Origin of the sequence: [Actinomadura] parvosata subsp. kistnae (genome assembly GCF_900323885.1) — a bacterium.
Lineage (GTDB): Bacteria > Actinomycetota > Actinomycetes > Streptosporangiales > Streptosporangiaceae > Nonomuraea > Nonomuraea composti.
Window position 1 is genome coordinate 717,552 of record NZ_OOHJ01000030.1, and the last position, 11,699, is coordinate 729,250.

Sequence of the window (11,699 nt, forward strand, 5' to 3'; positions counted from 1 at the left end):
CTCCCCGGAAGGCCGTCCGCTTTCACCGCGGGCGGCCTGCTCGCATGCGGGCACGGATACCGCGCCCGTCACCAGCTCTGTCAGCGGCGGTGCGGAAGAACGGGTGCGGCCCAACCCCCGCCGAGACGTTCGCCGGGGGCTGGGCCGCTGTCCGGTCGCGTGGTCACGCGCTGGTGCAGGTGTATCCGGTCGGCAGGGCCGTGTTGCCGCTGGGGCGGCTGGCCTGGAAGCCGAAGCTGGTGGTGCTGGCTCCGGGGGCGAGCGTGCCGTTGTGGCTCACGCTCTTGGCCGTGACGGTCTGGCCGCTGGTGGTGACGGTGGCGTTCCACGAGCCGGTCAGCGTGTGCCCGGCCGGGAGCGTGAACGTGACCGTCCAGTTGGTGATCGTCGAGGTGCTCGTGTTGGTGATGGTCAGCGGCTGGATCACATAGCCGGTGCCCCACTGGCTCTGCACGGTCGGCGTCGCCGAGCAGGCTCCGGTGCTGGTGCCGCTGGTGGTGACCTGGACGGTGTCGGACACCGGCGAGAGGTTGCCGGCGGCGTCCCGCGCGCGGACCTGGTAACGGTAGGTGGTGCTCGGGGTCAGGCCCGTGTCGCTGTACGAGGTCGTGGCCGAGGTGCCGACCTGGGCGAAGGTGCCGCCGCTGGCCCCGGGTGCGCGCAGGATGTCGTAGCCGGCGACCCCCACGTCGTCCGTGGAAGCGGTCCAGGACAGGGTGGTGCCGCTGGCCGTGGTGCCGGAGGCCGCCAGCCCGCCGGGGGCGGTGGGTGGCGTGGTGTCGCCGCCGGTGGAGGTCGTGGTGAACGTGACGATCGCGGAGTTGGCCGACAGGTTGCCCGCGCCGTCGCGTGCTCGTACGTAGACCTGGTATTCGGTCTCGGCGGTCAGCCCGGTCAGGGTGATCGAGTTGGTGGCGGACTGGCCGAGCTGCGGGTCGGTGGCGCCCTGCTCCCGGTAGACGTTGTAGCCGGCCAGGCCGGAGCCGCCCTGGTCGGTGGAGGCGGTCCAGGTCAGCGTGGCGCTGGTGGCGGTCACGTTGGCCGCGACGGGGGTGCCCGGCGTGGTCGGCGGGGTGGTGTCGTTCGTGCTCTGGAACTGGTTGAAGAAGTTCCACACCACTGTCTTGGTCCAGGTCCGTGCGCCGTCGTCGGCGGTGGACCCGTCCACTGGACCAGGGGTGTGCCCCCCGTCGAACGCCGCCCACACGACCGGGTACCCGGATCGGCATCCCGAGTAGGTGGTGACGACGTGCGTCAGGCTGCCCTGCGCCGGCTCGGGCGGATTCTGGGCCGTGCACCCGTTGTTCCTGACGAACGTGTCGCGCAGCGACCGGCCCTGAGAGATGTTGAGCACGTTGTCCCTGATGCCGTGCAGCCCGATGTAGGCGATGGGCTGGGTGCCGCCGCTGCATCCGCTGAGCTGCGCGCCGGAGTAGACCGCGACCGCGCGGAAGACCGACGCCCGGGCGCAGGCCAGGGCGTAACTCATGCCGCCGCCGTAGCTGAAGCCTCCGGCGAACAGCTGCGTGGTGTCGACGCACAGGTCCGCTTCGATCAGCCTGACCAGGTCGTCGACGAAGGTCAGGTCCTGCCCGCCGGAATTCGCCCAGCCGTTGTTCAGCCCCTGGGGGGCGACGAAGATCGCAGTGTTGTTCGCCAGTTGCCTGAGCCCGTAGTAAGACCAGGTGAATCCGCTGCTCCCGCCCGTGTCGACGTCGTTGGCGGTGCCGTTGAGCCAGTGGAAACCGAAGATCAACCGGTAGGGGTTGGTGTTGTTGTAGTTGTCGGGAATTCTCAGGATGAAGGAGCGACTCTGGCCGCCGCTCTGGATCGACTGCGCACCACTTCTGAGTGTCGGAGTCTTGCCGCATCCTGCCGTCGCAGCGGCGGCGGCGCTCGCCGCGCGTGACGTGGTCGCGCTGCTGCCCAGCGCCGTACCGCCGGTGGCCACCGCGAGAAGCAGCGCCGCGATGACAGCGGCGAGGACGGATTTACGCCGCATCATCACTCACCTGCCTGTGGCACCGCCGGGAAGGACGGCGCCAGGGCGTTGGTAGCGTTAACATGAGCTGGATCAGTCCTCTCATCCATGCGGAACCGGCGTGATCGGAGGGCATGACGAAAAAACCGCGTCGTCGTTCACATCGCTTTGCCGCGCCCGTTCCTGCCGATCGGTGGTGGTGCGACGGAGCAAATACGAGGCATGCGGATCCGTCAAGGCGCGGGTCGCTCCACTGACGTTACGAGCGGCACTCCCACGCCGTTTACTGGCACGTATCGCGTCGTTCGACCTGAGAACATATTGAAAGTTTCACGGCAAGGCTCCCAGAAAGCCATGAGGCCGCATTCAACCCTTTCGACGACGCGTGGCTTTCCCCGGTGGTAAGTCAGCAACATGTCAACGCGCGTAGTGCCCAAGCCGCGGTAGGCATAAGCGAGTCAGTCAGGCAGCAACTCGCTGAGCAGTTTCTCCACTCGGGAGCGGATGTCGTCACGGATGAGGCGGACGGTGTCGATGCCTTGGCCTGCCGGGTCGTCGAGCTTCCAGTCCTCATACCGTTTGCCGGGGAAGATCGGGCAGGCGTCGCCGCAGCCCATGGTGATGACCACGTCGGAGGCCTCGACCGCGTCGACGGTGAGAACCTTGGGCCGGGCGGCGGTGATGTCGATGCCGGCCTCGGCCATGGCCTCGACGGCGGCCCGGTTGACCTCCTCGGCCGGCGCGGAGCCGGCCGAGCGGACCTCGATCCGGTCGCCGGCCAGGTGGGTGAGCCAGCCGGCGGCCATCTGGGAGCGTCCGGCGTTGTGGACGCAGACGAACAGGACGGACGGCTTGCCGGCGGGGGTCTCGGCGGCGTTCTCAGGCATGGGCAGGCTCCTTGGCGATGAACAGGCGGCCAGGCTGACGTAGGCCGAGGTCCTGATGCGGGAGACGGCCCTCGCTTCGGACGCAGGGAGCGCCGCCGCGCCATCGGGACAGGCAAGAGGTCAGGGCACCTTCCGGAGTCTGCAGGCGAAGCACTTGTACGCCTGCTGCCCCGAAAGGTTGTCATAGAACTGGTCGTCCACCAGCGTGTTGGCCGCCTCGTAGTGGGGATCGCCGAAGATGTCGCCCACTTTCTGCGCAGGTCCGAACGTGTTGGGCAGGAATATGGTGTCGGTCCGGATGCCGGGCTCGATGAGGGCGGTGCCGGTCACCGCGCCGCGCGGGCTCTCCACCAGCACCGCGTCGCCGTCGGCGATGCCGTACCGGGCGGCGGTGTCGGGATGGATCTGGATCAGGCGGATCCCGTTGAGCTGCTCGCCGGTGTACGTCCAGTGCGTCACTCCGGCGAAGTGCACGACGCTGGGGCGGCCGGTCATGCCCATCAGCGGATATCGCCGGTGCACCCGCCCGTCTCCGGGGGTGCCGAGCCGGACGGGCCGGGTCAGCGCATGAGGATTGACGGGGTTGGTGACGAACGCGTCGCCGTAGGTCAGCGTCGGGTGCGCGCCGGTCACCTCTGGGTGGGTGAAGAACACGGGAAGCGCGCCGTGCCCGCTGGGCGCGAGCCGGCTCTCCAAGGCGGTGGTGAAGATCTCCACCTTGCCGCTGGGGGTGAGGAACCGGTTGCCGGAGCCGAGCGAGCGGGCGGCCTGGTACCAGGAGGGATGATCGAGGTAGAGGGTGCTCACGCCTGGATGCCCGGTGGCGGGGCAGGGCCAGCGCAGCGGCTCGGTGCGGGCGCGCAGGCGGTCGCGGGTCATGCCGGCGGCGCTGGGGGTGTTGGCGACGAAGGCGGCCCACAGCTTGTTGTAGTCGGTCCATTCGAGAGGGAGGGCGTCCGTCCAGTACGCCGGCGGGTGCCGGCGGTCGTTGCGCGCGAGCGCGTGTGCCAGCCCGATGAAGATCTCGGTGTCGGAGCGTGATTCGCCGACTCTGGGCACGGCGGCGTCCTGCCAGCGGATGGCGCGGTCGTCACGCCGCATGTAGACGCCCTCGAACTCCATGCCGCTGCACACCGGCAGGATGACGTCGGCGTAGTGGGCGGCCTCCTCCATGAACAGCCCTGTGTAGACGTAGAAGTCCAGCTTCTCTAACGCGCGGCGGACCTTGCCGGTGTTGGCCGAGCTGATGAGGGGGTTGCCTTCGGTCATGACGGCTCGCAGCCGGTACGGCCGTCCGGTGAGAATGGCGTCGGCGAACGCGTCGGGGCCGACGGGGAGGGCCGGGCCGGGTTCGGGGACTCCGGCCTTCAGCGGAGGCAGGCCGAGCTCGCCGGGCCAGGTGTTGTGCATGAAGTTGCAGCCGCCGCCCGGCACGCCGACGTTGCCGGTGATCGCGGCCAGCATCGCGATGGCCCGGTAGGTGTCGAACGCGCCGAGCTGGTGTGAGATCCCGGCGTTGCAGAAGATCGCCGCCGGCTTCGCCGTGGCGTACTCCCTGGCGATCCGGCGGATCGTGGTGGCCGCGACCCCGGTCACCCCGGCGGCCCACTCCGGTGTGTAACCCTTGCCTGTCACGTGATCGCGGAGCTCCTCGAAGCCCACCACCCACTGGCGGACGAAGGCCCGGTCGTGCAGCTCCTCGCTGATGACCTCGTGCAGCATGCCGAGGACAAGGGCGAGGTCGGTGTGCGGTTTGGGCGCGATCCAGTCGTCCGCGAGCGCGCCGGTGGGCGTGCGCCGGGGATCTACCACGACCAGCCGGGCACGGGTGCGCTGCCGGGCCCGCAAGAGGTAGGCGAAGGTGACGGGGTGCGTCTCCGCCTGGTTGGTGCCGAGCATCAGCAGGTAGCGGGCCGCCCCCAGGTCTTCCCTGCCGGTGGTGGGATCGACGCCGTACCCGTTGGTGAAATTGCCCAGCCCGAACGTCACCGCGAGCGCGTTGCCGCCCGCATCGTTGCACACGGGGCCGACGTCGGTGTCGTTCGGGCTGCCGAGCAGGCTGAACAGGCGATGTGCCAGCGCGCCGGCGCCGCGCGGCATGCGCCCTGTGGTGCGGTTGGCGATCGCTCGCGCCTCCCCGCTGTCGCGCAGGTCGAGGAATCGGGTGGCGATGAGGTCGAGTGCCGTGTCCCAGGTCACGGGCTCGAACCGGGAGTCCGGGTCTCCCTTCGCCCCGCCGGTCCGGCGCAGCGGGCTGGTCAGCCGCAGCGGGTTGTAGGCCAGTTGCGGCATCATGGAGGCCTTGACGCACAGGTTGCCGTCCTGGACGGGGTCCGCCCGCTCCCCGCGTACATCGATGATCCGGCCGGCCTTCATCCGGATCTCCAGCCGGCAGTCGCAGTTGCAGAACTGGCAGGCGCCCGCCACCGTCCTGTCCGGTCGCAGGGCCGCGGAGCCTTCGGTGAAGTCGGGCATCGACGCGTCGCCCGTCGCGGGCGCGGCCTGCGCGGCGTACGGGACGAGGGTGGGCAGTGCGCCCGCGATCGCGCCCGTCCCGCCCAGGACCGCTCCCCGCAGCACCGACCTGCGCGAAGGAGGATCGGGTCGTGGCTCGTTCATGGCTGTCCTTCGCAGAGGGGTCAGCAGTCGCCGCCGCAGCCGCAACTTGGGGCCGACGGATCAGGAGCGGCGAGGCGGTGCACCGGCAGCGGGTAGGCGGGCTGGAAAGCCCGCTCACCGGCGCGCCGCTCGACCTGCGCGGCGGCGGCCTCGGTGGCCTCCCGCACCGCGGCGTCGACGGCCTCGTCCAGTTCGCCGGGCTTGCACGCGACGCGCGCGTTGATCCGGGCCTCCGCCTCGGGCAGCGGCCCCGGAGCCGGGCCGTCCGCCACGGGCGCTCCCCCGGCGCGGGTCAGGCTGAGCCTCGTGAGGACGCCCGGAGCGTGCAGGCTCACCTTGGCGTGGCCGACGGTCCAGCCCATCCGAAGGGCGGTCCGGGACAAGTGCTCCAGCAGCGTACGTGCCCACAGGTCGCCGTCGAGACCTTCGTCCGCGCGCACCACGAGGGTCTGATTCAGCCAGGCGAGCGCGGCCTCGGCCCGGGCGTAACGGTTGTAGTCGATCTCCACGTTGCGCGGCGCGGGCGGCTCGCCCAGCCAGGCGTTCATCAGCTGGTCGAGCCCTCTGCCCGATCTCGCCGAGTACCCGACCACCGTCGCGGCGGGGTACCGGACATGCAGGTCGTCGAGGGTGTCCCTGATCGTGTCCGGGTCGAGGAGGTCGATCTTGTTCAGTGCGATGACGTCGGCCTCTTCGAGCTGCTTGCCGAAGAGGTAGGAGAGGTCGGCGTCCCCGTTGTGCGCGGCGGTCTCGCGCAGGGCCGCGAGCCGCTCCGGATCGACGACCGTCATGAGCGAACCGGCCGTGAAGGTGTCGCCGTAGTACCTCCGGAGCGGCCGCAGGACGGTCGCCTGCAAGTCGGCGCAGCTGCCCACCGCCTCCGCGAGCAGCGTCTCGACCCGGTGGTTGTCGATCAGCTCCCGCGCCACGTCGAGGAGATCGTCGAAGCGGCAGCAGAAGCAGCCGCCCGTGACCTCCCCGGCCTCGCTGGAGGCGGATCGGGCCAGCCGGGTGTCGACGAGGTCGCTTCCCTGATCGTTCGTGATCACCGCCACCCGTTCGCCGTTCGTCCGCAGGCGCCTCGCGACCTCGACGAGCGTGGTGGTCTTGCCGGCTCCGAGAAAGCCGCTGAGCGTCATGAATTCAATCATTTTGCTCGCCTCACTGACCGATGCTTTTGTCGCACGATAACGACGGACCGAGCGGCCGATCAAGCCGTTCAATTACATGGCCGTCTAATTAGCTATCCGGGCAGGAGCACAGCCGTTCTGGCCTGCCCGTCCAGCAGAATCGACAGCTCGGCCAGCTTTTCCGGCACGGCTCGATAATGGATCCAGGTGCCTTGGCGCCGGCTTTCGATGAGGCCCGCCTTGCGCAGCACCTTCAGGTGGTGCGAAATCGTGGGCGCCGCCAGGTCGAAGGCCTTCGTCAGGTCGCACACGCACGGCTCCCCGTAAGCGGCGATCATCGATATCAGCTCAAGTCGTACGGGGTCGCCCAGGGCCTTGAACACCTCGGCGAGACTGCCGGCCTCACGGCTGGTCAGCGGTGGTACGGGGGCGGAGATCCGGCAGACGGCGGTGACATCAGGCTCCAGCACCAGATCAGGGTGACAGGAGGCCTTTGCCCGGACAAGCCGCCCGCCACCGGCCCCGCCAAACAGAATTCGACGTCCTTCTATTTACGGTCGTTCACCGACGCGTAATTGCGAGTTAATTGACGCCCCTTTTATCGTCGGCGGGACGTCGAGCGGATCGGAGGCGGATCATGACCGTCGTGATCTTCATTCTTCTCGTCGGCCTGGCGGCCGCGAACGGCGGCAATGACGTTCCCAAGGGAGTGGCGACGCTCGGCGGAGCAGGGGTCGCGAGCTACCGCACCGCCGTCGTCTGGGGAACGGTGACCACGCTGGCCGGATCCCTGTGCTCCCTGGCCCTGGCCGACCGGATGACCGCGCTGTTCTCGAAGGGCATCGTCAGTGCGCCCGCGACCGACCCGTTCGCCTTCGCGGTCCTCCTGGGGACGGCGAGCTGGATCGTGCTCGCCACGTTCCTCCGCCTGCCGGTCTCGACCACGCACGCCCTGGTCGGCTCGCTGATCGGCGCCGGAGTGCTGCTGGGGAGCTCGTCGGGATCAAGCGTGCACGTCGAAGTGCTGGGCAGCAAGGTCGTGCTTCCGTTGCTCGCGAGCATCGCGGTCGCGTACGTGTTGTCCGCGGTGCTCAGGCAGGTCGCACGGCGCTTCACCAGACCGGACCGATGCACCTGCGCCCAGGCCGAGGCCGAGGTGATCAGCGTGCCCACCGGCGGCGGCGTCCAGGTCGGCACCGTCACCACATGCGCGGTCCACCGCGACCGGACGGCCCGCGGATTCGACGTGGTGACGGCGGCGCACTGGTTGTCCAGCGGGGCCGCGAGCTTCGCCCGCGGGCTGAACGACACACCGAAGATCGTGGCCATCGGCACGTTCTCCCTGGTGCCGGCCGGGATGACGATCACGCAGGTGCTCCTGGCCGTCGCCCTGGCCATGGTCGTGGGCTCGCTCGTCGGCGGCCTCCGAGTGGCGCGGCGGCTGGGCGAGGACGTGGTCAAGATGTCGCACGTGGAGGGGCTGACGGCGAACCTCACCACCGCTGTCCTGGTCGGATTCGGCGCCGGCGCGGGAATGCCGATGTCCACCACCCAGGTCTCGACGGGCGCGATCGCCGGGATCGCGGGGCGCGACGTCGGACGGCTGAACCGCCGCTCCTTGCGCGACTTCCTCCTGGCCTGGACGGCGACGCCGCTGATCGCCGCAGGCGTGGCCGCGCTGGCCTTCCTGCTGGTGCGATAGCCGACGGCGGGAGGGGTGCCATCAGGCGTCCTTTCCGCCCGCCCGCGTTATCGCGGAAAATTCGTTGTGCTTCGTGGCGGCCGGCGACATCGACGCCCGCCGAAAGAAACATCGAACAAGTGCCTGCGGGATAAAATACCGATCCTCCGAATAATGGCGAAGGGCATTGTCATGGCACCCTTCTACAAAGTATTCGACCTGCCACCGGCCGCCCCGTCCGTCCTGGCCGAGTTCGCGACCCTTCCGCTGGATCCGTACACCGGCGGGCGGCAGCGCAGCAGACGGTTCTCCCAGTACCGCCTGCGGCTCGACCCCGAGCCTCGTCAGTGGCGGCTCTCGCTGCTGCCGCATCGGCCGTTCCTCCAGCCGCCCACAGTCAACACCCTGGTCGGCGGCATACCGCGGGAGCTGGAGCCGCTGCGGATCGACCCGACGCCGCAGATCCACACGGCGGCCCGCCAGATCGGCCTGGACGAAGGTCATGACTGGCACATCAACGTGCACCAGTGCCGGGTGAAGGTCGGCCCGGGTGTCGCCGGCGTGTCCGTGCCCGAGGGGCCGCACCGCGACGGCCACGACTTCGCGATGCTCGCCGTCTTCGCCCGGCACAACATCTCCGGCGGCGAGAACCAGTTGATGCCGCTCGGCGGCGGAGAGCCGTTCTTCCGCGTGACGTTGCAGCCGAACCAGGCTCTGGCCTTCGACGACACGGCCATGTGGCACACGGCGACCGACCTGGAGTCGCTCGACGGCGGCTTCGGGCATCGCGACCTGTGGATCGTGGTGTTCAACCGGTGGGACCGCAGGAAGTACGGGGAGGAGTTCGAGGCCCGGGCCGTCGCGGGAAGAGCCGCCTCATGACGCACCCGCGGACCCGCGCTGTCGCGGGAGGAGCCGCCTCATGACGCACCCGCAGACCCGGGCCGTCCGGGCGTGGGCGCCGCCACCGCCGACCTCGCGTCCGGTGGCCGTTCCCCTCTACCAGACCTCGACCTTCGCCTTCGAGGACCCCGACGCCTGCGCGGAAGGGCTGCGTCATCCCGACCGCGGCTACTCGTACACCCGGCATTCCAACCCCACCACCAGGGCCCTGGAGACGGCCGTCGCCGATCTGGAAGGCGGCGTCGCGGCGCTCGCGACCGCCTCCGGCATGGGAGCGATCAACGCGGTGCTGCTGGCCCTGCTCCGTTCCGGTGACCACCTCATCGTGCAGCGGCGCGTGTACGGCGGCACCCAGAGCGTGCTCATGCGCCTGGCGGAGCGCTTCGGCGTCGCCGTCACGCGAATCTCGGGTGCGGACGCCGGTGAGCTGGCCGCCGCGGTCAGACCGGAGACCAGGCTCCTCTACCTGGAGACGATCGCCAATCCGACGACCGAGGTCGCCGACCTGCCCGCGCTGCTGGCGGCGGGCCGGGCGGCCGGGCTGGTCTGCGTGGTGGACAACACCTTCGCCACCCCGATGTTGTGCCGGCCGATCGAGTACGGCGCGGACGTGGTCGTGCATTCGGCCACCAAGTACCTGGGCGGCCACGACGACGTGGTCGCGGGCTTGGCCGTCTTCGCCAGCCGTGACGTGCACGAGCGGGTGTGGCACCTCGCGGCGGACCTGGGTGCGGTGGTGGATCCGTTCGCGTCCTGGCTGGTTCTGCGCGGGCTGAAGACGCTCGCCCTGCGCGTGGAACGCCACTGCGAGAACGCCGGCCGCCTGGCGCACCTGCTGGAGGGGCATCCTCGGGTCGCCCACGTGCGCTGGCCGGGGCTGCCCAGCCATCCGAGCCACGCCGTGGCGCGGCGGATCCTCGACGGCTATGGCGGGGTGTTGTCGTTCGAGGTGGACGGCGACGTGCGCGCGTTCCTCGTCCGGCTGCGCTGCGCGGAGCTGGCGACGTCCCTGGGCGGCCCGCAGACTCTGGTGCTTCATCCGGCGACGACCTCGCACCGGGAGCTCGACGAGGCTGAGCTTCGCGCCGCGGGGATCAGCCCTGGGACGCTCCGCGTCTCCGCCGGTCTGGAGCACCATGAGGATCTTCTGGCCGACTTCGCCCAGGCTCTCAAGGCGTAGCGGCCTCGTCCACGAGGGAGTCCCCCAGCGGGGTCCGCCGGTAGAGGACGCGATACCCGGCGCGCGACCGGTCGAGCAGCCCGGCCTCGCGCAGCACCGCCAAGTGATCGCCCACGGTGCCGACGGACAGGCGCAGACCGGCCGCGAGCTGGCTCGTGGTGGCCGGCTCGCGCAGCTCGTCCAGCAGCCGGGCGCGGGTCCTGCCCATGAGCCTGGCCAGCGCGGACAGGCGGTCGCCTGTCGAGGGCTCGAAGGCGGAGCGGTGCCCGGCCGGGTAGACGAGGGTGCAGGGCCACGGCTCGTCGGCGTAGACGGCGAAACCGGGCCAGACGAAGGCGCTCGGCACGAGGAGCAGCCCACGTGGCGCGGTGAGCCGGTCGTCGGGAGCGCAGCGGGCCAGCTCAAGACCTCCTGCTCGCCACCGGATCCGCGGGTGCAGGTCGCCCAGGGTCTTGGCCCATCCGGCGCGCCCGAGCATCGCGGCGTGGGCGGTGACGTCCCGTTCGTAGGCGGAGCGGATACGGGGCCAGTGCGGAGCGAGCAGGCGGTCCCACGCGTGGGCGAGCGCGTCGGCGATCACCTCCACGATCTCCGCGCCGGCGAGCGTCGCGCGGATGCCGGCGTCCGTGACCGGGCGGGCTTCCAGGCAGGCCCTGATCTCCTCCCGGGCCAGCGCCAGCGGCGTGGCGCGGACGGCCGCCAGATCGTCGGCGAAGGTCTGGGCCATGCTGTGCGGCGGCGGGGTGATGAAGCCGGCGTGGTACGTGCCGCCCTGCAACGCGAGCAGCACGGCGCATCCGGCATGCTGCCGCAGCTCGTCGTAGGCGGGCGAAAGGCGGCGTACCCAGGTCTGGGCGGGGTATCCGCGGGACCTGCCGCTGAGCACCCGGAGCACGCCCATGAGCTCGAACAGCGGCGACACGGCGAAGCGGCTCGTGGCCAGCTCCTCCGACGACAGCTCTATCCGCATGGCGTCCGCGCTCCTCAGGCTTTCCCCCGCCCGGCGTGCACCGTGGCCGGATCAGCCGCCGGCCATGGCGCCGACGATGAGGAAGGGCTCCACCCCGGTGCGGATCATGCTGGGCAGCGGGCTGTCCGGCGGGTCGAAGGACACGTCCTCCCCGCAGGCGAAGAACTTGACGAGCGCTCTGCGCCGGCCCGTGCTCTGGTCGCGGATCGTCCCGCGCAGCATGGGGTAGCTCGCTTCGAGCGCGTCCAGCAGCAGGCGCTGGGTGGCTCCTTCTTCGCCGTCGAACTGCAGCGTCACTTCGCCGTTGACGCTCGCGAGGCGGCGCAGGTGAGTGGGGAGCACGACCCG

At 70.2% G+C, this 11,699-nt stretch carries 10 protein-coding genes; 3 read left to right on the forward strand and 7 right to left on the reverse strand.

Going from position 1 to position 11,699, the window contains the following annotated elements; genetic code table 11:
* Positions 1-163 precede the first annotated feature (163 nt).
* From KIS93_RS66945 to KIS93_RS59095, 5 genes are all read right to left on the reverse strand, one after another.
* On the reverse strand, positions 164-2,005 hold the full coding sequence (locus KIS93_RS66945) for a fibronectin type III domain-containing protein (RefSeq protein WP_080039769.1): 1,842 nt from the start codon (positions 2,003-2,005) through the stop codon (positions 164-166).
* Between the two features lie 434 nt (positions 2,006-2,439).
* On the reverse strand, positions 2,440-2,868 hold the full coding sequence (locus KIS93_RS59080) for an arsenate reductase ArsC (protein WP_080039770.1): 429 nt from the start codon (positions 2,866-2,868) through the stop codon (positions 2,440-2,442).
* A gap of 120 nt (positions 2,869-2,988) precedes the next feature.
* A complete protein-coding gene (locus tag KIS93_RS59085; RefSeq protein WP_080039771.1) occupies positions 2,989-5,487 on the reverse strand; it encodes a molybdopterin-containing oxidoreductase family protein in 2,499 nt (832 codons plus the stop codon).
* A gap of 20 nt (positions 5,488-5,507) precedes the next feature.
* A complete protein-coding gene (locus tag KIS93_RS59090) occupies positions 5,508-6,638 on the reverse strand; it encodes a GTP-binding protein (RefSeq protein WP_080039772.1) in 1,131 nt (376 codons plus the stop codon).
* Positions 6,639-6,730: 92 nt separating this feature from the next.
* Positions 6,731-7,087, reverse strand: coding sequence for an ArsR/SmtB family transcription factor (locus KIS93_RS59095; protein ID WP_080039773.1), 357 nt, complete (start codon positions 7,085-7,087; stop codon positions 6,731-6,733).
* 176 nt (positions 7,088-7,263) lie between these two features.
* Between KIS93_RS59095 and KIS93_RS59100 the strand changes: the two genes are divergently transcribed.
* The 3 genes from KIS93_RS59100 to KIS93_RS59110 all read left to right on the forward strand — a co-directional run bounded on the left by KIS93_RS59100 (position 7,264) and on the right by KIS93_RS59110 (position 10,381).
* Entirely contained in the window at positions 7,264-8,319 is a 1,056-nt protein-coding gene (locus tag KIS93_RS59100) for an inorganic phosphate transporter (protein WP_186405097.1), read from the forward strand.
* 171 nt (positions 8,320-8,490) lie between these two features.
* Positions 8,491-9,180 carry a 2OG-Fe dioxygenase family protein gene (locus tag KIS93_RS59105; RefSeq protein ID WP_080039775.1) on the forward strand — a complete coding sequence of 230 codons (690 nt, stop codon included), beginning with the start codon at positions 8,491-8,493 and terminating at the stop codon, positions 9,178-9,180.
* A gap of 40 nt (positions 9,181-9,220) precedes the next feature.
* Positions 9,221-10,381 (forward strand): trans-sulfuration enzyme family protein, encoded by a 1,161-nt coding sequence (locus KIS93_RS59110; protein ID WP_080039776.1) that lies wholly within the window; start codon positions 9,221-9,223, stop codon positions 10,379-10,381.
* On the opposite strand, the gene KIS93_RS59115 is transcribed toward KIS93_RS59110, so the two are convergent.
* Together KIS93_RS59115 and KIS93_RS59120 are read right to left on the reverse strand one after the other, a co-directional pair.
* On the reverse strand, positions 10,371-11,351 hold the full coding sequence (locus KIS93_RS59115; RefSeq protein ID WP_080039777.1) for an ArsR/SmtB family transcription factor: 981 nt from the start codon (positions 11,349-11,351) through the stop codon (positions 10,371-10,373). The genes KIS93_RS59110 and KIS93_RS59115 overlap by 11 nt on opposite strands.
* Before the next feature lie 51 nt (positions 11,352-11,402).
* Positions 11,403-11,693 (reverse strand): MoaD/ThiS family protein, encoded by a 291-nt coding sequence (locus KIS93_RS59120; protein WP_230466270.1) that lies wholly within the window; start codon positions 11,691-11,693, stop codon positions 11,403-11,405.
* Positions 11,694-11,699: the final 6 nt, after the last annotated feature.